Annotated in this window: 13 protein-coding genes; 2 read left to right on the top strand and 11 right to left on the bottom strand. The window is 59.1% G+C overall.

Annotated elements, in window-relative coordinates:
* Positions 1 to 80: 80 nt before the first annotated feature.
* Positions 81 to 2,747 (top strand): autotransporter family protein, encoded by a 2,667-nt coding sequence (locus tag KP808_RS12010; protein ID WP_230018571.1) that lies wholly within the window; start codon positions 81 to 83, stop codon positions 2,745 to 2,747.
* A gap of 30 nt (positions 2,748 to 2,777) precedes the next feature.
* Here KP808_RS12010 and glgB read toward each other — a convergent pair whose 3' ends face one another.
* The 3 genes from glgB to KP808_RS11995 are packed head-to-tail and all read right to left on the bottom strand — an operon-like array spanning position 2,778 to position 10,364.
* Complete coding sequence (glgB, locus tag KP808_RS12005; protein WP_058409366.1) at positions 2,778 to 5,003, bottom strand: 1,4-alpha-glucan branching protein GlgB; 2,226 nt, start codon at positions 5,001 to 5,003, stop codon at positions 2,778 to 2,780.
* On the bottom strand, positions 5,000 to 8,326 hold the full coding sequence (gene treS, locus KP808_RS12000) for a maltose alpha-D-glucosyltransferase (protein ID WP_230018569.1): 3,327 nt from the start codon (positions 8,324 to 8,326) through the stop codon (positions 5,000 to 5,002). Before treS ends, glgB begins: the two co-directional genes overlap by 4 nt.
* A gap of 19 nt (positions 8,327 to 8,345) precedes the next feature.
* Positions 8,346 to 10,364, bottom strand: coding sequence for an alpha-1,4-glucan--maltose-1-phosphate maltosyltransferase (locus KP808_RS11995; protein WP_230018567.1), 2,019 nt, complete (start codon positions 10,362 to 10,364; stop codon positions 8,346 to 8,348).
* A gap of 293 nt (positions 10,365 to 10,657) precedes the next feature.
* Here KP808_RS11995 and KP808_RS11990 point away from each other — a divergent pair, with 293 nt between their 5' ends.
* Entirely contained in the window at positions 10,658 to 10,816 is a 159-nt protein-coding gene (locus KP808_RS11990; protein WP_230018565.1) for a hypothetical protein, read from the top strand.
* Between the two features lie 48 nt (positions 10,817 to 10,864).
* Here the strand turns inward: KP808_RS11990 and KP808_RS11985 are convergent, their stop codons facing one another.
* The 8 genes from KP808_RS11985 to KP808_RS11950 form a co-directional block, all read right to left on the bottom strand.
* Entirely contained in the window at positions 10,865 to 11,611 is a 747-nt protein-coding gene (locus KP808_RS11985; RefSeq protein WP_057401370.1) for an SDR family oxidoreductase, read from the bottom strand.
* Between the two features lie 102 nt (positions 11,612 to 11,713).
* Positions 11,714 to 13,825 (bottom strand): putative bifunctional diguanylate cyclase/phosphodiesterase, encoded by a 2,112-nt coding sequence (locus KP808_RS11980; protein WP_230018563.1) that lies wholly within the window; start codon positions 13,823 to 13,825, stop codon positions 11,714 to 11,716.
* Positions 13,826 to 13,993: 168 nt separating this feature from the next.
* Positions 13,994 to 15,463, bottom strand: coding sequence for an efflux transporter outer membrane subunit (locus tag KP808_RS11975; RefSeq protein ID WP_058409371.1), 1,470 nt, complete (start codon positions 15,461 to 15,463; stop codon positions 13,994 to 13,996).
* On the bottom strand, positions 15,460 to 18,567 hold the full coding sequence (locus KP808_RS11970; protein WP_058401493.1) for an efflux RND transporter permease subunit: 3,108 nt from the start codon (positions 18,565 to 18,567) through the stop codon (positions 15,460 to 15,462). Before KP808_RS11970 ends, KP808_RS11975 begins: the two co-directional genes overlap by 4 nt.
* A complete protein-coding gene (locus KP808_RS11965) occupies positions 18,564 to 21,674 on the bottom strand; it encodes an MdtB/MuxB family multidrug efflux RND transporter permease subunit (RefSeq protein WP_058409373.1) in 3,111 nt (1,036 codons plus the stop codon). The genes KP808_RS11970 and KP808_RS11965 overlap by 4 nt, the downstream gene beginning before the upstream one ends.
* Positions 21,671 to 22,972, bottom strand: coding sequence for an MdtA/MuxA family multidrug efflux RND transporter periplasmic adaptor subunit (locus KP808_RS11960; protein WP_230018561.1), 1,302 nt, complete (start codon positions 22,970 to 22,972; stop codon positions 21,671 to 21,673). The genes KP808_RS11965 and KP808_RS11960 overlap by 4 nt, the downstream gene beginning before the upstream one ends.
* Before the next feature lie 152 nt (positions 22,973 to 23,124).
* Positions 23,125 to 23,625: a thiol peroxidase gene (gene tpx, locus KP808_RS11955; protein ID WP_005743607.1), complete on the bottom strand. Its 501-nt coding sequence runs from the start codon at positions 23,623 to 23,625 to the stop codon at positions 23,125 to 23,127.
* Between the two features lie 90 nt (positions 23,626 to 23,715).
* A complete protein-coding gene (locus tag KP808_RS11950; RefSeq protein ID WP_002553679.1) occupies positions 23,716 to 24,633 on the bottom strand; it encodes a LysR family transcriptional regulator in 918 nt (305 codons plus the stop codon).
* Positions 24,634 to 24,659: the final 26 nt, after the last annotated feature.

Genomic DNA, 24,659 nt, shown 5'->3' with positions numbered 1-24,659 from the left:
GACGTCACTGAGCGTGGCAGTCTGGCGCCTTGATCCGTTTCGATTGCCTCCCTGCTGCCTGCCTGGCCGGGAGAGCTGTCATGAAAATTCGTTGTATTCATCTGTACCACACCCGTAATGTCCTGCCGGTCATGATGTTGGCCATTATCCCGTCCTGTGCACAGGGAGCCTGCGCACTTGGGGCCTCGGCATCGCCCGGCGTTCAAGTCTGCGACAGTGGCATCAGCGGTTCATTTATCGGCCTTAGCGGCGATCACATTCTGATATTTCCAACAGGCGGAACAGGCACGGTCTCCGGCGATATCAGCTACGGGGCAGGAGTCGACAACGTTGATATGCAGTCAGGCCGTATTCTGGGCAACGTCACTCAAGGTGCCGGGGTCGACTCATTCACGTTGTCGGCGGGCGAGATCAGCGGCAGCCTGAACCAGGGCGACGATCCCGACAACTTTTTCATGAGCGGCGGTACGCTGGGCTCGCTGGCTCAGGGCGACGGGCGAGATACCTTTCTGATGACCGGAGGCACCATCATTCGCGCGTTCGAGGACGGCGACGTCGCGGTGATGACCGGCGGCAGCATTGGCCGCGTCGACATGAAGCTGGACAACAATGTGTTCGAGATGTCCGGTGGCACAATCATCAACAACCTGGTAACCGGCTTTGGCAGGGATAGGATCACCCTCTCGGGCGGCTCTGTGGGCGGCAATGTCAGCGTCAGCGGAGGCGACGACCAGATCACCCTCAGCGGTGGCGATATACGCGGTGAAGTTCGCGCCAGCGCCGGTAATGACAGTTTCAACTGGCTGAACAGCGGCTACGCCCGCAGCAGTGTGTTGATGGCCGAAGGCGATGATACGGCGCGACTGTACAACCTGAGCGAATATTACCTGAGCGCCAATCCGTTGCTTGACGGCGGCCCTGGCAATGACGTGCTGACTTTCGACAACACTGTATCGTCGCAGCCGGGTCGCTATGCCAACTGGGAGACGGTCAACGTGAGTAACGGCTCGCAGCTGAATCTGGCCGGTAAGCTGGTCCTTGGTGACGGCGTGAGTAACACCGGCGTTCTGAACATTGACTCCACCAGTACGCTGATCTCGAACTCGGGCAGCATTGCGCCCTTCCACGCCGCATCCCTCGCTTCATTAGAGAATGCCGGAACGCTGGACGTGAGCGATGCAGGCCGCGCGCTCACTGGCACATTGACGGTGAACGGCAATTACACCGGCCACAACGGGCGGCTGCTGTTGCTCTCGGCACTGGGCGATGATGCATCCCCCAGCGACCGACTGGTGGTGGCACAGGGTCGTATCAGTGGTTCTACGCGCATGATCGTCAGCAATGCGGGTGGGCTGGGCGCCCTGACCCTTGGCAACGGCATTGAAGTGGTACAAGCCATCAACGGTGCAACCAGCGATAGCAGCGCCTTTTCGTTGCAAAATCCGCTGTCTGCAGGCGCTTATCAGTATTACCTGTTCAAGGGCGGCGCCACTGCCGGCTCTGAGAACAGCTGGTTCCTGCGCTCTGCAGTGATTGCGCCGCCAACGCCAGCGCCGCCCCCTGTCGAGCCCCTCCCCGAACCTGCACAGCCAACTCCCCAGCCGACACCTGAGCCGATTCCTGAACCTGTTCCCGAGCCGACACCAACACCGCAACCTGTGCCCGCCCCGCCCCCAAACCCTGAGCCCGCGCCGACCACCCCGGCACCGGTCCTCCCGGCAGCCACACTGCCAGTGCCCGCGATCGGAACACCGCCACTGCCGGACCCCGTTCGCGGAGCCGCGCCCATCGCGTTGTACCGCCCCGAGGTTGCCAACTATTCAGTGGCAGCGCCAAGCGCTGCGGTCCTGGCGCTGAGTTCACTGGGCACCTTTCATGAGCGCCAGGGTGATCAGGCGCTACTGACTGAATACGGCATGGCGCCTGCCGGATGGGCACGTGTGTTTGGCAGCGACCTCAGGCAACACTGGTCTGGAGACGTGAGCCCAGGCCTGGACGCTTCATTCAAGGGCTACCAGATCGGCCATGATCTGTATGCCTGGCACTTGGAAAACGGGCGGAGCCAGCGCGTCGGGCTGTTCGTCGCGCATAACCGTCTGGATGGCAAGGTGCAGGGTTTCTCTGAAGGTTTCAGAAACTACGAAACAGGGCACCTGAAACTGAGCGGGCAAAGCCTGGGGGCCTACTGGACGCTGACGACGCCCGGTGGCGGGTACGTTGACGCCGTAGCGATGGGCACTCGCCTGGACGGCCGCAGCCGCTCTGTCAGGGGCACAGGTGTCGACATTGAAGGCCATGTGATGAGCCTGTCTGCAGAGGCCGGGTATCCGCTGCCACTCTCACAGCGCTGGGTTGCAGAGCCTCAGCTACAGATCATCTACCAACGCATAGACCTTCAGGACCAGCATGACAGCATTGCCCATCTCGGATTCGACAGTCAGGCTTACACCACAGGGCGCATCGGCGTGCGTTTCAAGGGGCGCTATCAATTCAGTAGCGTACCGATAGAGCCTTATCTACGAGCCAACCTCTGGCACACCAAGGACGGCCATGACACGCTGACATTCGATCATGCAGAGCAGATAAGAACCGAGCATCGATCAACGACGGGCAGTATCGGCGCCGGGATGATAGCGACATTGAGCAGCAATGCCAGTCTGCACTGGAGCGCTGATTACCTTGGTGATCTGGGCGAACAAGGAACGGAGGGAGTAAACACCAGCCTGGGTTTCAGGCTGGTGTGGTAATGCGACCGTCAGCGCGGGGATGCGCCTTGGTCAGTCTTTCTTCGGTTTGAGGATAAGCACGGCAAGCGGCGGCAGGTTCAGTTTCAGTGAAGCCTCCATCCCATGTGCTGGCTCGTCTTCGGTGTTCACTTCCCCACCATTGCCCATGTTGGAACCTGCGTAGGTTTGCGCGTCGCTATTCAGCAACTCAGTCCATGCCCCTGATACGGGCGCGCCTACACGGTAATCCAGGCGCGGCACTGGCGTCATGTTGGCCACCACCAGCAGCGGCTCGCCATCATTGCTCCAGCGCAGGTAGGCAAACACGCTGTTGGCCTGGTCGTCGCCGATCAGCCACTGGAAGCCGGCTGGATCGGCATCGCGCTGGTGCAGCGCCTTTTCCTGGCGATAGAGGCGATTCAGATCGCCGACCAGATTCTTTACGCCAACGTGGTCGGCGTATTGCATCAAGTACCAGTCCAGTTGCTCGTCATGATTCCACTCGCGCCATTGGCCGAACTCACAGCCCATGAACAGCAGTTTCTTGCCAGGGTGCGTCCACATGAATGAAAGGTAGGCGCGCAGGTTGGCGAATTTCTGCCAGCGGTCGCCAGGCATTTTGTCGATCAGCGAATGTTTACCGTGTACCACTTCATCGTGGGAAATAGGCAATACGAAACGCTCGGACCACGCATACACCAGGCTGAAAGTCAGGGTGCCGTGGTGGTGCCTGCGATGTAACGGATCCTTCATCATGTACTGCAGCGAATCATGCATCCAGCCCATGTTCCACTTGTAGTTGAAGCCCAGCCCACCCTGCTGGGTCGGCTCGCTGACACCCGGCCACGCGGTCGACTCTTCCGCAATCACCATGGTCCCTGGGGCTTCCAGCGCAACTACGTCGTTCAAATGACGCAGAAAGTCGATTGCCTCGAGGTTTTCGCGTCCGCCAAAGCGATTCGGCACCCATTCGCCCGCTTTACGCGAATAGTCGCGGTACAGCATTGACGCCACCGCATCCACGCGCAGACCGTCGATGTGGTAATGCTTGAGCCAGTGCAACGCCGAAGCCAGCATGAAGCCATGAACTTCGGTGCGCCCCAGGTTGTAGATCAGCGTGTCCCAGTCTTGATGGAAGCCTTCCTTGGGATCGGCGTACTCATACAGCGCGGTGCCGTCGAACTGCGCCAGCCCGTGGGTATCGGTCGGGAAATGCGCAGGCACCCAGTCAAGAATCACGCCGATTTCAGCCCGATGGCAGGCGTCGACGAACGCAGCGAAATCTTCTGGCGAACCGTAACGGGCGGTCGGTGCAAACTGGGCCAGTAACTGATAGCCCCATGAGCCCCCGAACGGGTGCTCCATGATCGGCATCAGCTCGATGTGGGTGAAGCCCAGTTCCTTGACGTAGGGAATCAGTCGGTCAGCCAGCTCGCGCCAGTTGTACTGTCGCCATTGACCGTCCTCGTGCTGCTCCATCTGCCACGAACCTGCGTGCAGTTCGTAGATCGACAGCGGTGCGGCAACGTCGTGACGCCCTGTTCGTGATTGCAGCCACTCCTGGTCGTTCCACTCGAACTTCAGCGGCGCAGAGATTTTTGACGCCGTATCGGGCGGCAGCGTGGTGGCCAGTGCCATCGGGTCGCTTTTAAGCGGCAGAATCCCGTGGGCACCGAGTATCTCGTACTTGTAGACCTCACCAGGCTGCAGACGCGGGACGAAAATCTCCCATACGCCGGTCGGGTGACGCAGGCGCATCGGGTGACGACGACCATCCCAGCTGTTGAAACTGCCGACCACCGACACTCGGCGGGCATTCGGCGCCCAGACCGCAAAACGAACCCCGTCCACGCCATTGACGTTGGTCACTTGCGCGCCAAGGCAACTGCTCAGGTCGCGGTGGTTACCTTCGGCGAATAGATAAAGGTCCATCTCGCCCAACAGCGGGCCAAAACTGTAAGGGTCCTCGGTGATTTGTTCACCGCCAGCCCATTGGACCTTCAGAAGGTAAGGCTGGGGTTGCTCGAGATGACCGACGAAAAACCCCGGCACCTCGCTCATTTCCATCTCGCCCAGCTCGCGACCATCATCCTTGGCCAGCAGACGCACGCTCAACGCTGCGGGCAGATAGGCACGAACGTATTGCCCGCTGCCGCCATCACCGTGCGGACCCAGGATCGAGAAAGGATCACGGTGTTCAGCGCGGATCAGCGCATCGAGGTCCACAGCAGCGGGAATCGCGCGGCGGCCTGTGCCGGTTTTGTGAGGCGCATTCATATTGGCTCTCCATCAGACGGTTGCAGCAACCCACGCAAGCCTTGCAAGGGTACGGCCAACCAGGCTGGACGATTCTCGGCTTCGTAGATCACTTCATAAGCAGCTTTTTCAAGGGTGAACAATTCCAGTGCGGCGTCCTCCCCTTTTGCATCTTTCCAGGCATGGGCCATTCCGGTTGTTGCCGAACGGTAGCCTTTGATAAAGGCTTCCCGCGCCTGCGCCAGGTAGGTCTCGGCGACACGTTTGCGAGCACCGGCGGCTTCAGGCGAGGTATCAACGCTTTGCGCGCTGCGTACCGCCATGGCGGCAGCGTAGTCAAACGAGCGTAAAACACCGCTGACATCCTTGAACGGGCTGTGCTTGGCACGGCGTTCTTCAAGTGCGCGGGCCGGTTCACCCTCGAAATCGATCAGATAGGCATCGCCCTTGACCACCAGCACCTGGCCGAGGTGCAAGTCACCATGCACGCGAATGCGCAGGCCACCTGCCGAGCGCTTTGCCAGACCTTCGACGCGCTGACGAATCTGCTTGCGCTGGGCGAGCAAATCGCTGACCAGTTGCTGATCGTCCTGCTCGAGATCGCCCTTGCGCTGCTCAAGCAGTTGCAAGGCGCGCTCAAGCTGAGCATTGACGCTGGTTCCGGAGGCCTTGCTGTCCTGACTGCTGGTGACTTCAACAGCAAAGTCTGCGTTGTCGGTAGGCGACGCCAGAATCTGGTGCATCTCACCGAGACGCTGGCCAAGGCTGCGCGAAAAGTCCGCAAGCTCCAGCAACGCATTGTAATGCTGTTCCTGACCGGACACGCCATGCGCCAACTCATCGCGTACTGCGCGTTCCAGATTGTTCTGCGTCCACTCCCAAGCGTCACCCTGATTGCTCAGGTAGCCTTGGGCAATCATCAGCAGATTCGGTTTTCCGTCTTTGCCGACACGCACCAGCGAACCCAGCAACGGCGAGATATTCTTGAAGCCGGCATTGGTCAGGAAAGCACCCATTTCCAGCTCCGGGTGCGTCCCGGCACTGACTTTACGAATCAGTTTGAGCACCAGGCTGCCACCGACGACCACCGAGCTGTTCGACTGCTCGGCAGACAGGTAGCGCACTTCCGACTCTGCGGTGAGGGCGAGCGGTGCCAGCTGCGAACTCTGCTCGAAACGCAACTCGCCGTCGGCACAGGGGATGACCGTATCCGACTGCATGCCCTGAATCACTGCACGAATGAAGGTTTCCAGAGTAAACGCATCGGTGATCAGCCCGACATCACGATTACGCCGCACTCTGGCAAGTGCCAGTTGCTGTGGCAATGCACTGCTGATGTCGTCTTCGGCGAGCAAGCCGAATGGCAGCTGATAGCGATCGGTCTGGCCATCTGCAGTCACTTCTATTTCGCTGAGCAACACAGGGTGCGCCTCATCGCCGAAACGCACCGCATACGCGATATTGACCTGCTCTATGTCCTTGCCCTTGCCTGCGAACCAGCGGCGTTTTGGCAAATAAACAGCCAGTGACGTTTTTTCCATGGTGCTGCGCAGCGGCTCTTCGAGCAACTCCTCAAGGCGCTTCTTGAGCACCAGGGTCGGGAAGTCCGGCATGCTCTGCGCGGGTTCAACGTGCCAACTGGGCATTTGATTCTCCGAAGCCAGTAAAAACCAGTAAAAACCATACGGCGGGAGCGTCAGCAAATAGCTTAACTGCCCGATAGGCGGAAATGCGCTGCCACCGAGCATTTCCACCGGCACTGTGCCTGCGTAAGCCGACAGCTCAAGCTCTGCAGCCTGGGCGGCGCTGGAAACGTTGGCAACACACAACACCACTTCGCTGTGACCATCGGGTGCCGTGTACTCGCGGGTATACGCAAGAATGCGGCGGTTCGACGGCGAGAGCATTTTCAGCGTGCCACGCCCGAATGCCTTCTGCTGTTTGCGCACCGCCAGCATGCGTCGATTCCAGTTCAGCAGCGAGTGCGGGTCACGCTCCTGAATTTCGACGTTGACCGACTGAAAGCCGTACATCGGGTCCATGATAGGCGGCAATACCAGGCTGGCCGGGTCGGCACGCGAGAAGCCGCCGTTACGGTCGATCGACCACTGCATCGGCGTACGCACACCATCCCGGTCGCCTAGATAGATGTTGTCGCCCATGCCGATCTCATCACCGTAATACAACGTCGGCGTGCCGGGCATCGACAACAGCATGCTGTTCAAAAGTTCGACCCGGCGGCGGTCCCGATCAACCAGTGGTGCCAGGCGTCGACGAATACCCAGGTTGATCCGCGCGCGGCGGTCAGCGGCATAGTAATTCCATAGGTAATCACGCTCACGATCCGTCACCATTTCCAGGGTCAGTTCGTCGTGGTTGCGGAGGAAAATCGCCCACTGGCAATTCTCCGGAATTTCCGGTGTCTGGCGCAGAATATCGGTGATCGGAAAACGGTCTTCCTGCGCCAGCGCCATGTACATGCGCGGCATCAGCGGAAAGTGAAACGCCATGTGACATTCGTCGCCATCCGGCCCCTTGCTGTCGCCGAAATACAGCTGGGTGTCTTCCGGCCACTGATTGGCCTCGGCCAGCAGCATGCGGTCCGGGTAGTTCGCATCGATCTCGGCGCGAATACGCTTGAGCACCTGATGGGTTTCCGGAAGGTTCTCGTTATTGGTGCCGTCGCGTTCGATCAGGTACGGGATAGCGTCCAGACGCAAGCCGTCGATGCCCAGATCAAGCCAGAAGCGCATGACTTCAAGCACTGCATCCAGTACCTGCGGGTTATCAAAGTTCAAATCCGGCTGGTGGGAGTAAAAACGGTGCCAGAAGTATTGACCGGCGACCGGGTCCCAAGTCCAGTTAGACGTTTCTGTGTCGAGAAAAATGATCCGCGTGCCGTCGTATTTCTGGTCGGTATCCGACCAGACATAGAAATCCCGTGCCTTGGAGCCGGGCTTGGCATGACGCGCTTTCTGAAACCACGGGTGCTGGTCGGACGTATGGTTGATAACCAGCTCACTGATCACCCGCAGGCCACGCTTGTGCGCCTGAGCGATGAAGCGCTTGGCATCGGCCATGGTGCCGTAATCGCTGTGCACATCGCGGTATTCGGAAATATCGTAACCATCGTCCCGGCGCGGCGACGGGTAGAACGGCAACAACCAGATGGTGTTGACCCCCAGCGCGGCAATGTAGTCGAGCTTTTCTATCAAGCCCGCGAAATCGCCGATCCCGTCGTTATTGGAATCGAAGAACGATTTCACATGAACCTGATAAATCACCGCATCCTTGTACCAGAGCGGGTCTTTGATGAATGTCGCGTCACCGGGCTTCTTGGCCATTACTGACTCCTTGGGAGTGTTATTGCGCAGCCTGGATACGCCAGATTCCAAACGGTTGTGATGGATCAAGACGCGTGTGCTGATACTTGCCGTACCAGGTCCAGCGGTGTCCAGTCATCAGGTCTTCACCCGACGTCGCCGCATCATCCGACAGGCCCATTTCCCACAGCGGCAGCTCGAAATCTGCTTCCTGTGCGTTGAAGGGGTCAAGGTTGACGGCAATCAGAATGAAGTTGCTGCCATCCGCTGAACGCTTGCCGAAGTACAGAATGTTGTCATTCCACGCGTTATACAGTTTCAAGCCCAAGTGGGTTTGCAGCGCGGGGTTCTGCCTGCGAATGCGGTTAAGCTGGGCGATCTCGGCAATGATGTTGCCCGGTGCGGCATAGTCCCGAACGCGAATCTCGTACTTTTCCGAGTCCAGATACTCTTCCTTGCCGGGAATCGGTGCCGCTTCACACAACTCAAACCCCGAATACATGCCCCACAGCCCGGAGCCCATGGTGGCCAGCGCTGCACGGATCAGAAATCCAGGACGGCCGGACTCGTGCAGGAAGCGCGGGTTGATATCAGGTGTGTTGACGAAAAAGTTCGGGCGATAGCAGTCACGCCAAGGCACTTCGTTGAGCTGGGTGAAATACTCGGACAGCTCCGCCTTGGTGTTGCGCCAGGTGAAATACGTGTAACTCTGGCTGTAACCGACCTTGCCCAGCCGCGCCATCATGGCAGGCTTGGTGAACGCTTCGGCAAGGAACATGACCTCAGGGTGCTGATTGCGCACCTCGCCGATCATCCACTGCCAGAAAGGCAGCGGCTTGGTGTGCGGATTATCGACGCGGAAAATCTTCACGCCTTCATTCACCCAGCCCAGAACGATGTCACGCAATTCCAGCCATAGACCAGGAATGGCATCAGGCGCGTAGAAATCGACGTTAACGATGTCCTGATACTTCTTCGGCGGGTTTTCCGCATAGCGGATCGTGCCGTCCGGACGCCATGAGAACCAGCCCGGATGCTGCTTGAGCCAAGGGTGGTCCTGCGAACATTGAATGGCGAAGTCCAGTGCGATTTCCAGCCCGTGATCGGCCGCAGCCTTCACCAGGTTACGGAAGTCTTCAAGGCTGCCCAACTGCGGGTGAATGGCTTCATGGCCGCCATCCTCGCTGCCAATTGCGTACGGGCTGCCCGGATCATCCGGCCCTGCGGTCAGAGAGTTGTTCGGCCCCTTGCGATGGGCACGGCCGATAGGGTGAATCGGCGGGAAGTACAACACGTCGAAACCCATGTCGCGGATGATCGGCAGACGCGAATGGACATCGTTGAAGGTGCCGTGGCGCGCAGGGTCATCAGTGATCGAGCGAGGAAACAGCTCGTACCAGCTGGCGAACTGCGCCAGCTCACGCTCGACATCCAGCGGAAATTCAACGCTACGACTCAGGAAGGCCTGATTATCAGCCAACTTCATCAGGTTTGCGGTTTCGCTGTGCAACAGCAACGCGACTTTCTCGTCTTTATCGCCCTGCTCCAGCTGACCTAGCAGGCTTTCAATCTGCTGGCGCTGCTCGTGCTGGCTGCGTTCAGCGGCATGCACCAGATGAATGCGCCCTTCTTCCAGTTCCAGGTCGACAGGCACGCCAGCGCCGAACTTCTTGTCCAGTTCATAGCGATAGCTGCCGAACTGATCGATCCAGGCTTCAAGGCGAAACACATAGCGGCTGACCGAAGTCGGGGTGAACTCACCGACCCAGCTGTCATTGCCCAGTTCGTGCATTGGCGCGCTGTGCCAAGTGTCTTCATCGGCGGCGCGCCAGCGGATATTGACCGCCATCTTGTCGTGCCCGTCGGCGTAGACCTTGCTGGTAACGGTGACCGGTTGCCCGATGATCGCCTTGGCCGCAAACAGGCCACCGTCGATCACTGGCAGCGTGTCTTCGATCACGATGCGGGGCAATTGCAGCGCCTGGGTCAGTGACAAGGGTTGGGTTGGGTGCGGTACATCGGTGGCCAGGGAATCCGGACCGTATGGCTGTTCACTCATCGAGCATCACTCCTCACGCCCCAGGGACGCTCCTGTGCATTCCATGCAATGGAAAAATTGACGGTATGGCAGCGGAAAATCGCAACATGCAGAAGACTCGTCGAATTCAGCTGCCTAGGTTCCGAGCGGTCAACGAAGGTAAAGTTCAAAGGTTTTGAGGTTGTCAGGCGGGCGCATTGAACATGAGCCAAACGCAGGGCAGAAGAATCGGGCAAGGGTTATCCGGTTCAAATCAATTGAATCATCAATCAGGCCGGGGGGTCGTAAAAAGGGTCAACAAGGAGGCTGCAACCATGACTCTACCCAATCCAGTAGAAGTACCTGATCCAAACATCGACGACCCTGTTCTGCCCGAGCCCGTACCCGAACAGGAGCCACCGCCCTCAACGCCGCCACCCAATCAAACGCCGGTAGTCGATCCGCCCGCCAATGCGCCACCTGTAACGGTGTGACGAATCAGTAAGCGGTGTCTGAAGGCGGTTGCCAGATCATGCACGCCTTCAGCGCCCGCCCGCCAGATCGATGAACGTTCCAGTGGCATACGACGCGTTGTCCGACAGCAACCAGAGAATGGCCTCGGCCACTTCTTCCGCAGTACCGCCACGGCCCATTGGCAGTGCGCCCTCGAGTTTGCTGACGCGGAACGGATCGCCGCTCAGGGCGTGAAAGTCGGTGAAGATGAACCCTGGCCGCACCGCGTTGACGCGAATATTCTCCCCGGCCACTTCCCTGGAAAGACCGATGGTGAACGTGTCCAGCGCGCCTTTCGAAGCTGCGTAGTCCACATATTCGCCTGCCGAGCCGAGACGGGCCGCGAGCGAGGATACGTTGACGATGCTGCCACCGTGCCCGCCGTGACTCGGCAGCATGCGTAACAAGGCATGTTTGCTGCACAGCATCGGCCCGACGACGTTAGTCATCATCATTTTGAGCATGCGGAATTCGGACATGTCTTCGACTCTTGAAGCCTGAGCGAGCGTGCCTGCATTGTTGACCAGATGAGTAACGCGACCGAGTTCCGAATCGACTCTGGCGAACAGGCGCATGATCTCGTCTTCGTTGCTGACGTCCGCCTGCAAGGTGATCGCCTGAGCACCCAGAGCCCTGACCTGCACTGCCGTCTTTTCGGCTGCGGCATGATCAGACAGATAATTGATACAGATCCGATAGCCCTGTACAGCGGCCAGACGCGCAGTGGCTGCGCCGATTCCGCGCGAGCCACCGGTAATAACGAGGACTTTTTCCATGATTTTTCTCAGAAGCCAGCATCAAGGCGCAGCTAACACCCGCAGGTTAGCCAAACGGTTCTGATCGTGCCAGCCTTTGCCGTCCAGCGCCATCCATGCGCTTCAGAAAGCCGGTTGCCCAACATCGGGCACGTCAACTGCCGCTTTCGCTTCGGCGGCACGGATTTCGTCGAGAAATTGCTCGGCCGGCAAAGGATAACCGAGCAGAAAGCCTTGCAGGGAGTGGCATCCCAAGTGAGTCAGGAAGCGCTTCTGAACCGCGGTTTCCACGCCTTCGGCGACAATCCGCAGGTTCAACGCCTGCCCCACCGCAACGATGGCCGACACGATGGCGGCATCGTCGGTGTCATGCTCCAGGTCACGCACGAAACCTCGATCAATCTTGATTTCATTGGCGGGCAGGCGCTTCAGGTACATCAGGCTGGAGTAACCGGTGCCAAAATCGTCAATCGATAGATCCACACCCATTTCCGACAGCCTCTGCAACACCGCCAGGCTGGCATCGGCGTCATGCATGGCCGTAGTCTCGGTGATTTCCAGGGTCAGGCAGTTGGCCGGGAGCTGATGCCTGGCCAGCGTATCCGCCACCGCAGTGACCAGCCCCGCATGGCAGAACTGCAGCGCTGACAGGTTTACCGCAATGCGCCAGTGCGCGTAGCCCTGGGTGTACCACTCACGCATCTGTCGGCAAGCCTCGTCCAGTACCCACTCGCCGATCTGAATGATCAGGCCGGTTTTCTCTGCCATGGCGATGAACTGGTCGGGGCCCATTACGCCTTGTTCCGGATGGTTCCAGCGCAATAGCGCTTCTGCGCCAAGGGGCAGTCCGGTCAAGGCGTCGAACTTGGGCTGGTAATAGATACAGAACTGCCTGTGTTTGATCGCCTTGCGCAAGTCCTGAGACATCTGCAACTGATTGCGTGCGTTGCTGTTCATCGATGCATCGAAAAAGCTGTAGCCGTTCTTGCCGGCCGCTTTGGTGTGATACATGGCGGCATCGGCGTTGATCAGAAGTTCGTGCTGGGTATTGCCATTGCCGGGGTACATGCAGATGCCGATACTCAGCGAAATCTGCAATTGATGCTCGCCGATGGTAAACGGATTGCCTATTTCATTGACCTGGCGTGTTGCGACAGCCAACGCATCCTGCGGGTCATGCAGCTCGACCAGCAGCACGAACTCATCACCACCGATCCTTGCCAGCGTGTCGTGCCGGTGCAGGTTGTGACGAAGACGCAGAGCGACCTGCCGCAACAGCAAGTCCCCGGTATGGTGGCCGAACGCATCATTCACCGGTTTGAAACCATCAAGGTCCATGAACATCAACGCAAAGCAACCGCCGCTCTCGCTGACTTTCTTCATCGCCTGCTCGATGCGATCCGTCAACAACACACGGTTCGGCAGCCCGGTGAGGTTGTCATGCAGAGCCAGGTGAGTAAGCTCCTGATTGGCTTCAGTCAGGGAATTGGCCAGGACGGCGGTACGTGTCTCGAGGTGGGAGTCGAGAATACAACTGAGCAGCGCGATCCCCAGTATCGAAAGACTGGCGACCAGAACAATTCGGTCCAGTCCATTGCTGCTCAACCCCTCGGGCAACGCACCACAAAAGCTGCCATCGGCAAAGGTGGCCGCCGCCATCCCGGTGTAATGCATACCGATAATGGCCATACCCAGCAGAATTGCCGCTACTGCGCGCATCAGGTATACCCTGGGCCGTTGCTGGCGAAGACGAAACGCTATCCATAACGCCGCCGCAGAGGCAGCAATGCTGATAGCCAGGGAAAGCGCGAACAACCAGGGCGTGTATTCGATGCCGGGTTGCATGCGCATTGCCGCCATGCCGGTGTAATGCATGGCGCTGATGCCAAGCCCCAGCAACAATCCACCCAGGCCAATCTGTGCGGCGGATAACAGCGGCCGGGCGGCCAGCCACAGCGCGAAACCGGAAGACAGTATTGCGATCAGCAAGGACAACAGCGCCAGCGGCACATCATAGCCAACGTCGATAGGCAGGACGAATGCCAGCATACCGATGAAGTGCGTCGACCAACTGCCAACGCCCATTGCGAATGCGCCGCCCGCAATCCATACATAAACGGCGCGGCCCCTGGCCGAAATAATACGGCCAACCAGATCGAGAGCAGTGTACGCAGCAACAATTGCGACGAGAACGGAGACCACGACGAGCGACGGGGTATAGCTGCCAATCAACATAAACGCACCTGGAGCCCAATGAGCGCGTCCATGCCGATACTGCGGGGGATGATTGTACGCAATCGCTGCCAAATGTCGCGGTATCTGGTCGAAAAGATGGCAACTAGCTATTAATTTTTCATTTATCACGAACAGTTCAAGAAAAACCGCCTTTGCCCCGTGAAGCACTTACTCCCTGAGGGTTAAACCCGTTTCAGCATTCCAGCCGCCACCCAATGCGGCAATCAGCTGGACGCTGGCAATCAAGCGACTTTGCAGGACGTTCAGCACGCTGCGTTCATTGCTCAAAGCAGTGGCCTGTACGTTGACGACGTCAAGATAGCCGATCAGCCCGGCCTTGTACTGGTTGTTGGTCAGGCGCAGCGAGTCACGCGCCGACACCAGCGCTTCCTGGCGCACGGCGGCCTCCTGCTCATAGACCTTGAGCTGAACCAGGTAATTTTCGACTTCCTGAAAACCATTCAAGACGGTCTGCCGGTACTGGGCGACGGTCTGGTCATACACGGCCTCGGTACGATCGACCTCCGCCGTCCGCCTGCCACCGTCGAACAACGTCAGCGCCAGTTGCGGCCCTACCGACCAGAAGCGGTTGGGCAGGCTGATCCAGTTGGCGAACGTACTGCTACTGTAACCGCCGCTCATGCTCAGCGTGAAGTCTGGGTAGTAAGCGGCCTTTGCGACGCCGATGTTGGCATTGGCGCCCATCACCGAGCGTTCGGCTGCGGCGATGTCCGGTCGGCGTTCAAGCAACTGGGACGGCAGCCCTGGCGGGATCTGCGGCAATTGCGGAATCGAAGTGCTGGCCGGCAGATTGAAGTCTGCGGGCGCCATGCCCATCAGCACGGCAATGGCATTCTCGAATTGCGCACGCTGCCAGGCCAGATCGATCAGGTCGGCCTGAGTGCTTTTCAACTGTGTCTGCGCCTGGGCGACAGCGTCACTTCCTGAAATACCGGCACGGTATTGATTCTGGGTGAGGGTCAGAGAGCGCTGATAGGTGTCCACAGTGGATTCCAGCAGGCGTTTCTGTTCGTCAATGACCCGCAATTGCAGATAATTCTGCACCAGCTCCGATTGCAGGCTAAGGCGCATCGCTGCCAGGTCCGCAAGACTTGCCTGCGCACTGGCGGTGTCAGCCTCCAGCCCGCGACGCAATTTGCCCCATACATCGGCTTCCCAACTGACGCCCAGCTGCGCGTTGTAACTGTTGCGAATTCCCGAGGCGCTGGTATTCGTACCGGTATTCGATGTACCTGTGCCCTGCCCCGAGCGGGTCTTGCCGGTGGTCAGGTCCAGTGTCGGCAGAAATGCGCCTCTGGAGCTGCGCACCAGTGCTTGTGCCTGCCGGTACTGCGCATCGTACTGGGCGACGGTCTGGTTGGAGGTATTGAGCCGTTCGACCAGCGCATTCAGTTGCGGATCCCTGTACACCTCCCACCACGCACCTTTGGCCATCGCATCACTGGGTGTAGCTGCACGCCAGCCTTCAGCGGCCTTGAACTGCGCAGGCGCGGCCATCGACGGTTTCTGGTAATCCGGACCGACAGCGCAAGCGCTGAGCAGCACAACGCAGAGCCCCAGCGCGAGTGGACGAATCAGCCCTGTCGGGCGGGATATAAAGGCCAGGCGTTCGGTCATAGCGGGGTTTCCAGAGCAGCATCGGTACGCACGCCACGCCATTTATTGTAACGATGGCGCAGACGGTCGAGATAAAGGTAAACCACCGGGGTGGTGTAGAGGGTCAGGATCTGGCTGAAGATCAGCCCACCAATAATGGTCAGGCCCAGCGGCTTGCGCATTTCAGCGCCCTCCGCGGTACTCAGCAGCAACGGCAATGCACCCAGAATGGCGGCCATCGTGGTCATCAGAATGGGGCGCAGGCGTTGCAGGCATGCACTGCGTATCGAATCTTGCGGCGTCATTCCCTGATCACGTTCAAGGTGCAGGGCCAGGTCGATCATCATGATTGCGTTCTTCTTCACCACGCCAATCAGCAGGAACAGCCCCAACAGGGAGATCAGGCTGAATTCGCTGCCCAGCACGTAGATCGTCAGCAATGCGCCCACACCGGCCGATGGCAGCGTCGAGAGGATCGTCAATGGATGGATGTAGCTTTCATAAAGAATCCCCAGCACCAGATACACCGCCAGCAACGCACCGAGAATCATCCAGGGCTGGCTTTTCTGGGTCGAGGCGAAGGCGTTGGCGGTCCCGGCCATCTTGGAAATGATGTCGGACGGCAGCCCGATGGCGGCAATTGCGCGCTCGATAGCCACCGTCGCCTTGTCAAGGCTGGCGCCTTCGGCCAGGTCAAAGGAAATGTTTTCAGCAGCGAACTGACCGTCATGCGAAACCCGATCGTTCGCCAGACTGCGCTCGTAATGAGCGATGCTCGACAGCGGTACGCGCTGCCCGTCGGCAGTAATCACCTGAACCTGCTCCAGCGTCACCGGGTCCTGGGCGTATTTGGGATTGACCTCCATGACCACCTTGTACTGGTTGAGGCTGTCATAAATCGTCGAGACCTGACGCTGGCTGTAGGCGTTGTTGAGCACCGCCGTGACCATGTTCATATCGATGCCCAGCCGTTTGGCCGTATCGCGATTGACCACCAGGGTCACTTGCTGCGCCCCACGCCCTTCCCTGGCGTCAATGGCCGTCAGCTCCGGAATCGATTTGAGCGCCGCAACGATCTTCGGATACCACAGCCGCAGGCTGCTCAGGTCTGCACTTTGCACAATGTACTGATACTGCGAACTGGTCTGCTCGCGACCACCACCCAGTTGCAGGTCCTGATCAGGCGCCAGGAACAGCCTGCCGCCGGGCACATGCGGCATATTCTTGCGCAGGCGCTCGACCACTTTTTCGGCAGACAGCTTGCGCTCGGTAATCGGCTTGAGGCGTACGATCATGAAGGCGTTATTGGTGCCACCGCTGCCGCCGATAAAACCGGCAACGCTCTCCACCGCCGGGTCTGCCAGAATCGAACGGCGGAAGATTTCCATTTTCGGCTGCATGACCGAGAACGAAAGACCGTCGTCACCGCGTACAAACCCCATCAGTTGCCCGGTGTCCTGCTGTGGTAGAAAAGTCTTGGGCACCACCACATACAGCGCGACATTCACCACAACGGTAATCAGCAGGCTGAGCAGTGTCAGCCTGCGATGCCGCATGACCCAGCCGAGCGAGCGGTCATAGCCGGCGACCATGCGGTCGTTGACCCGCTCGCTCCAGCGCTGAAAGGCATTGTCCTTGCCAGGCTCGTGGGGTTTCAGCCAGCGCGCGCACAACATCGGCGTCAGGCTCAGGGACACGATCAGCGAGACGACGATTGCCACCGACAAGGTAATGGAAAACTCGCGAAACAGACTTTCGACCAGCCCGCCCATGAACAGAATGGAAATGAACACCGCCACCAGCGAGACGTTCATCGACAGCAAGGTGAAACCCACCTCTTTGGCACCCAGAAATGCCGCCTTCATCGGGTCGAGACCGTTGTGAATGTGCCGGGAAATGTTTTCCAGCACCACGATTGCATCGTCCACTACCAGCCCGGTGGCGAGGATCAAGGCCATCAACGACAGATTGTTCAGGGAAAAACCTAACAGGTGCATGATCGCAAAGGTGCCCACCAGCGATACCGGAACCGCCAGAGTGGGGATCAGCGATGCGCGAAAGCTGCCGAGAAACAGAAACACCACCATCACTACCAGAACCACGGCAATCAGCAGGGTCATCTCTGCCTCGTGCAGCGTCGCCTTGATCACCGGCGAGCGATCCATCGCGACATTGAGGCTTACGCTGGCGGGCAGCACAGCCCGCAGGGCTGGCAATTGCGCCTTGATCTGCGCCACGGTTTCAATGATGTTGGCGCCCGCCTGCCGGTTGACGACCAGTAACACCGCCCGGTCATTGTTATAAAACCCGCTGTTGTAGCGATCCTCCACGGCATCGCTGACTTTCGCGACGTCCTTGAGGCGCAAGGTCGCCCCGTCCTTGTAGCGAATGATCAGCGGCGCATAGTCCTTGGCGGTTTCCAGCTGGTCGTTGGCCTGCACCTGCCAGTTATGCAGGTCATCCTCCACAAAACCCTTGGGACGCCGTACGTTCGCACCGGTTATCGCGGTACGCACGTCGTCAAGCGATACGCCGTACTGGGAGAGCATCTGTGGCTCCAGCTCGATACGCACCGCTGGCAGCGAGCTGCCGCCGATCTGCACTTCGCCAACCCCGGAAACCTGCGACAGGCTCTGTGACAGGATGGTGGATGCCAGGTCGTAGAGCTGACCTTTCTCCAGCACCGTCGACGTCATCGACAACACCATGATCGGCGCCTGGGACGGATTGACCTTCTTGTAGGTCGGCATGCTGCGCATACCGCTGGGCAGCAGGTTGCGCGAAGCATTGATCGCCGCCTGCACTTCCCGCGCTGCGCCATTGATGTCGCGATTGAGATCGAACTGCAGAATGATCCGTGTCGTGCCCTGACTTGAATTGCTGGTCATGGTATTGACCCCGGCAATACTGCCCAGCGAACGCTCCAGCGGAGTGGCCACAGTGGAGGCCATCACCTCGGGGCTGGCACCCGCCAGACTGGCTGACACCACAATTACCGGGAAGTCCATGTTCGGCAATGGCGCGACCGGCAGCAAGCGGAAGCTGACCGCGCCCAGCAGCATGATCGCCAGGCTTAGCAATACGGTCGCGACCGGGCGACGGATAAACGGCGCTGACAGGTTCATGCGTCAGCCCGTTCCAGTCGGTCCGGGTCGGCAGGCCTGCGACTCCAGCGACGGCCAAGACGGTCGAAATACAGGTAGATGACCGGCGTGGTAAACAGCGTGAGTACCTGGCTGACCAGCAGACCACCGACCATCACCAGCCCCAGCGGTTGGCGCAACTCTGCGCCTGAGCCGCTGGCGAGCATCAGCGGAATGGCGCCGAACAATGCCGCCAGGGTGGTCATGAGAATCGGCCGGAAACGCAGCAGCGCCGCTTCGTAGATCGCCGTTTCCGGAGCAACACCCCGGTTGCGCTCCGCGTCGAGCGCGAAGTCGATCATCATGATCGCGTTCTTCTTGACGATGCCGATCAGCAAAATGATACCGATGATCGCGATCATCCCCAGGTCATTGCCGCTGATCAGCAAGGCCAGCAAGGCGCCCACTGCTGCCGACGGCAGTGTCGAGAGGATGGTGATCGGGTGGATATAACTCTCGTAGAGCACGCCCAGCACGATGTACATGGTCACTACAGCCGCCAGAATCAGCAGCAACGTGCTCGACAACGATGCCTGAAATGCCTCGGCAGCGCCCTGAAACTGGGTCTGCACACCAATCGGCATGCCGATGTCCTGCTCAACCTGCTCGATGACCTGCACCGCCTTGCCCAATGCGACGCCGGGCGCAAGGTTGAACGACATCATCACTGCCGGAAACTGCCCGAGGTGAGCGATGGCCAACTGTGCCTGACGCTGCTCGACGCGTGCCAGGCTCGACAGTTTTACCTGTGCGCCATCGGTGGTCTTGACGTGGATCTGCTCAAGTGCGGCTGGGCCGAGCTCACTGCCCGACGCGGCTTGCAGCACTACGCGGTACTGGCTGGCCTGGGTATAGATGGTGGAAATCTGTCGCTGACCGAATGCGTCATACAGCGCATCGGTAATATTCGCAACGGTGACCCCTACCCGACTGGCCGCATCACGATCGATGTTCAGATACACCTGCAGGCCCTTGTCCTGCAGGTCGCTGGCCACATCCGTCAACTCGGACCGTTTGCCGAGCGCCTTTACCAGCCTTTCGCTCCACAGCGTCAGCAGCTCGGCGTCGGGCGATGACATGCTGAACTGGTACTGAGTACGACTGACCCGGTCTTCAATGGTCAGGTCCTGCACCGGCTGCATGAACAGACGGATGTCCGAAAGCTTGTCTACCTCCGGCTGCAGGCGCTGGATCACCTCGGATGCGGTGAGGTCACGCTCTGTGTGGGGCTTGAGGTTGATCAGCAGACGCCCGCTGTTGAGCGTTGCGTTATCACCGTCAACACCAATGTAGGAGGACAGACTGACCACCGCAGGGTCCTTGAGAATGATGTCAGCCAGCGCCTGCTGACGCTGGCTCATGGCAGCAAAGGAGACCGACTGTGGCGCTTCCGAAATACCCTGGATCACGCCGGTGTCCTGCACCGGAAAAAAGCCCTTGGGCACAACGATGTACAGCAGCACAGTCAGTGCCAGAGTGACCAATGCCGCCAACAGGGTCAGTGGCTGATGCCTGAGCACCCAGCGCAACCCGCCCGCGTAGATATTGATCAGCCAGTCGATCCAGGCACCGCTGGCGCGATAGAAACGGCTCTGCTCTTCTTCCTTTGGCTCGCGCTTGAGCAGCCGCGCGCACATCATGGGCGTCAGGGTCAGCGATACCACCAGCGATATCAGGATGGCGACCGCCAGGGTGATCGCGAACTCGCGGAACAGTCGCCCGACCACGTCAGCCATGAACAACAGCGGGATCAGGACTGCAATCAGCGACAGGGTCAGGGAAATCAGGGTGAAACCGATCTGCTTCGCGCCCTTCAGGGCGGCCTGCAGAGGTGTTTCGCCCTCCTCGATATGCCGGGAGATGTTTTCCAGCATCACGATGGCGTCATCGACAACGAAACCGGTCGCGATGGTCATGGCCATCAGTGTCAGGTTGTTGACCGAGAAGCCCGCCAGGTACATGACGCCGAAGGTGCCTACCAGTGACAGCGGGACGGCGATGGAGGGAATGATCGTCGCGCTGAAGCGACGCAGGAACAGGAACGTGACCAGGACCACCAGAATGATCGCGATCAGCAACTCGTGCTGAACATCGGTTACCGACGCGCGAATCGTCTGTGTGCGGTCCGTCAGGACCACGACGTCGAGGCCGGCCGGAAGGTTCTCGGTGATTGACGGCAGTAATGTCTTGATCCGGTCGACCACCTCGATCACGTTGGCGCCCGGCTGACGCTGAATGTTCAGCAGCACCGCCTGACTCCGATTGGCCCAGGCCGCCAGGCGTTCGTTTTCCGCACCATCGACGATTTCGGCCACATCCTTCAGGCGAAGGGGGGCGCCATCCTTATAGGCCAGAATCAGGTTGGCGTACTCCTCGGGAGACTTCAGCTGATCGTTGGCATCGAGCATCGAAACCCGGGTCGGCCCATCGAAATTGCCCTTGGGCTGGTTGACGTTGGACGCGCCGATCAGGGTCCGCACATCAGACAGGTTCAGGCTGTTGGCGGCCAGCGCCTCCGGGTTGACCTTGATCCGCACAGCCTGACGCTGCCCGCCGGCAATGCTGACCATGCCGACGCCGCTGATCTGCGAGATTTTCTGCGCCATGCGTGTATCAACCAGATCATTGAGCTTGGGCAGCAGCATGGTTTTCGAGGTAATCGCCAGGGTCAGAACCGGCGTGTCTGCCGGGTTGACCTTGTTATAGACCGGCGGTGCCGGAAGATCGGTAGGCAGAAGGTTGGTGGCCGCGTTGATCGCCGCCTGCACCTGCTGCTCAGCCACATCCATGTTGATTTCGAGGCTGAAACGCAAGGTAATGACCGACGCGCCGCCCGAGCTGGTCGAGGCCATCTGGGTCAAACCAGGCATCTGCCCGAATTGACGCTCAAGAGGCGCAGTGACGGAGCTGGTCATGACCTGCGGGCTGGCACCGGGATACAGCGTCATCACACGAATGGTCGGATAGTCGACCTGAGGCAGCGCCGACACCGGCAGCAGTGTGTAAGCAATCAGACCTGCCAGGACGATTGCCAGCATACTGAGCGTGGTGGCAACCGGACGCAGGATGAACAGGCGCGACATGTTCATACGTTTGGTTTTTCCACCTTGCCGAGTGCTGCCGACTTGTCTGTCTTGCTGTCAGGCTTGCCCTGCAACTTCTGAACGGGACCCGCCGGTACATCCTTGCTGTCGTTGACGACCTCGACTTCAGCACCGTCGCGCAGACGGTCGGTGCCTTCGAGCACCACCCGTTCGCCGGCTGCCAGACCTTCGGTGATCACCGTCGATGTCTCGTCGCTCGGGCCGGTCTTCAACAGTTTGAGTTTGACCTTCTTGTCACCGTCCAGGACATAGACAAAGGTCCCGTCGGTGCCGAACTGAACGGCAGCCGTTGGCACCAGCGTCACCTGTTTCAACGTATCGGCGCGCAGACGCACATTGACGAACTGGTTGGGGAACAGGATCTCGTCACCGTTATCGAAACGGGCCTTGAACTTCAGTGTGCCGGTCGCCACGTCGATCTGGTTGTCGAGGCTGGCGAGTACACCGGAAGCCTGCATTTTCGTATCGCCACGGTCCCAGGCTTCGACGGGCAGCTTGTCGCCGGTGCGGTAGCGGGAAATGACCTTCGACAGGTCCTTTTCCGGGAGCGTGAAGGCGACCGAAATGGGCTGGGTCTGGGTAATCACCACCAGCGCCGTGGTGTCGTTGGCGGCAACCAGGTTGCCGACATCCAGCTGTTTGAGGCCGACACGACCGGCAATCGGCGCACGAATTCGTGTGAAGTCCAGGTTCAGCTTCGCGTCAGCCACGGCCGCCTGATTGGTCTTGATCGTGCCCTTGTACTGATTGACCAGCGACTCGGCAGTGTCGAGGGTCTGTTTGGCGATGCTGTCCTCGGCAAAAAGCCCACGGTAACGCTGTACGTCGAGCTGAGCATTCTTGAGCAGCGCCTGATTGGTGGCCAGCGTACCTTCGGCCTGCTGCAACGCCACCTGATAACTGCGCGGATCGATTTCCGCCAGCAGGTCACCCGCCTTGACCATCTGCCCTTCCTGGAAATAAAGCTTGACCAGCTCTCCCGCCACCCGGCTGCGCACATTGATGGTGTTCATCGCCGTTACCGTGCCAAGCGCCTTGTAGTAGATCGGGAAATCGCCTTCGGTTGCCGGGGCTACCCGCACCGGGACAGCGACAGCCGATGCACCGAAGCCAGGCCGCGCCATGCCACCTGCGCCATGCTTCTTGCTCTCGGCCCCTTTGCCGGGAGTGGAGGCAGGCCATAACCACCAGCACAGGGCAACAATGGCCAACAGGATCAACAAACTGATCAACCAGCGACGGGATTTACGAGAGCCAGACGATTGCATGAATAAATCAACCATTACAGGTGGGGGCTTCTTCAGAAGGCTGAACAATAAGCACAGATGCGTTACAAGCAAAGCGCCTTTACCAAGCGCTTACTTTCGATAAACGTATGACGCACAAACAAAAAAACGGCCTGAGCGGATTCAGGCCGTCGAAGTGTTGCGGAAAGTTACTTAAGCACAGCCAATGCAGCGTCGTAGTCGGGTTCGTTAGCGATCTCTGTTACCAGTTCGCTGTGCAGCACTTTGTCGTTTTCGTCCAGAACAACCACCGCACGAGCGGTCAGACCTTTCAGCGGGCCGTCTGCAATTGCAACGCCGTAATGCTCGCTGAAATCGGCAGCGCGGAAAGAAGACAGGTTCTTGACGTTTTCCAGACCTTCGGAGCCGCAGAAGCGGGACTGGGCAAACGGCAGGTCAGCAGAGATACACAGAACAACGGCATTGCTCAGCTCGTTTGCCTGGGCGTTGAATTTGCGTACCGACGTTGCACAGGTCGGTGTGTCGACGCTCGGAAAAATGTTCAGCACCTTGCGCTTGCCAGCGAAGTCAGCCAGGGTCTTGTCGGCAAGACCTTCACCCACCAGCGTGAAGGCAGGTGCCTTGCTGCCGACTTCAGGCAGCTTGCCATTGACTTGAACAGGGCCGCCTTTGAGGGTTACTTGAGCCATGAAACACATTCCTTTTTTGAGATGAATAAAAGAACCGGAAGTTAAACACGAAAGTGTGCCGTGTCCTATATAGGATATTTCCGAATTTTCTCAGGAAACCAGTCTGTCCCTGATATCTGGGTGGGCACATAATTCCACCAGCCAATCGACGAATACCCTGATGCGTCGTGACAACTGACGATGAGGTGGGTAAAGCACCGTCAACGCCAGCGGCGGCGGACGATGCAACCGCAGCACCTCGACCAGTATGCCGCTGCGCAACTGTGCGGCGACATGGTAACGCGGTACCTGTATCAGGCCGAAACCAGCCTCGCAAGCCGCTACATAACCGTCGGCACTGTTGACCGAAATAGAACAGGCCAACGCTTGATCGACCTCCACGCCACCGGCCATGAACTCCAGACCATAGCGCTTGCCCGTGCTGGTGGAGAAATATTCGATTACCTGATGTTGCGCGAGGTCCGGCAGATTCAGCGGCGTACCGTATCGCTGCAGGTAATCGCGACTGGCGCAAGTGATCTGGGTCAGGCTGCCCAGCGGCCTGGCGACCAGCGTTTCGTCCAATGCTGCTCCGGCGCGCAAGACACAGTCCACGCCCTCGCGGATCAGGTCGACCGGTCTGTCGCTCATGCCGATTTCCAGCCGGATCTGCGGGTAGCGCCGGGCAAATTCAGGCAACGCGGGTATCACGATCATGCGCCCCAGGCTCACTGGCAGGTCAACACGCAGCAACCCCTTGGGCTCGGCACCTGCCGCAGAGAAGGAAGCTTCGGCGTCATCCAGATCGGCCAGCAGGCTTACGCAGCGCTGGTAGTAGGCCTTGCCGTCAGGCGTGGTGCTGACCTGACGCGTAGTGCGTTGCAAGAGCTGCACGCCCAGGTGAGCTTCCAGTTGTTTGATCAGAATCGTCACGGATGCACGGGGCATATGCAGGCTCTCGGCCGCCCTGGCGAAACCGCCCAGCTCGACGATACGGGTGAATACGCGCATGGCGTTGAATCGATCCATGATTACCGGCAGCCTGAATAGAGAGA

Origin of the sequence: Pseudomonas savastanoi, from assembly GCF_020917325.1 — a bacterium.
In the GTDB taxonomy this organism is placed as follows: Bacteria; Pseudomonadota; Gammaproteobacteria; order Pseudomonadales; family Pseudomonadaceae; genus Aquipseudomonas; species Aquipseudomonas amygdali.
Note: the sequence above shows the minus strand (reverse complement) of the source record. Positions and strands in the feature narration are given on the sequence as shown.

What these genes read in the sequence shown, in the direction of transcription:
- KP808_RS12010 (WP_230018571.1), top strand. Translation starts at nt 81, where the DNA reads ATGAAAATTCGTTGTATTCATCTGTACCACACCCGTAATGTCCTGCCG.
- glgB (WP_058409366.1), bottom strand. Translation starts at nt 5,003, where the DNA reads ATGAATGCGCCTCACAAAACCGGCACAGGCCGCCGCGCGATTCCCGCT.
- treS (WP_230018569.1), bottom strand. Translation starts at nt 8,326, where the DNA reads ATGGCCAAGAAGCCCGGTGACGCGACATTCATCAAAGACCCGCTCTGG.
- KP808_RS11995 (WP_230018567.1), bottom strand. Translation starts at nt 10,364, where the DNA reads ATGAGTGAACAGCCATACGGTCCGGATTCCCTGGCCACCGATGTACCG.
- KP808_RS11990 (WP_230018565.1), top strand. Translation starts at nt 10,658, where the DNA reads ATGACTCTACCCAATCCAGTAGAAGTACCTGATCCAAACATCGACGAC.
- KP808_RS11985 (WP_057401370.1), bottom strand. Translation starts at nt 11,611, where the DNA reads ATGGAAAAAGTCCTCGTTATTACCGGTGGCTCGCGCGGAATCGGCGCA.
- KP808_RS11980 (WP_230018563.1), bottom strand. Translation starts at nt 13,825, where the DNA reads ATGTTGATTGGCAGCTATACCCCGTCGCTCGTCGTGGTCTCCGTTCTC.
- KP808_RS11975 (WP_058409371.1), bottom strand. Translation starts at nt 15,463, where the DNA reads ATGACCGAACGCCTGGCCTTTATATCCCGCCCGACAGGGCTGATTCGT.
- KP808_RS11970 (WP_058401493.1), bottom strand. Translation starts at nt 18,567, where the DNA reads ATGAACCTGTCAGCGCCGTTTATCCGTCGCCCGGTCGCGACCGTATTG.
- KP808_RS11965 (WP_058409373.1), bottom strand. Translation starts at nt 21,674, where the DNA reads ATGAACATGTCGCGCCTGTTCATCCTGCGTCCGGTTGCCACCACGCTC.
- KP808_RS11960 (WP_230018561.1), bottom strand. Translation starts at nt 22,972, where the DNA reads ATGGTTGATTTATTCATGCAATCGTCTGGCTCTCGTAAATCCCGTCGC.
- tpx (WP_005743607.1), bottom strand. Translation starts at nt 23,625, where the DNA reads ATGGCTCAAGTAACCCTCAAAGGCGGCCCTGTTCAAGTCAATGGCAAG.
- KP808_RS11950 (WP_002553679.1), bottom strand. Translation starts at nt 24,633, where the DNA reads ATGGATCGATTCAACGCCATGCGCGTATTCACCCGTATCGTCGAGCTG.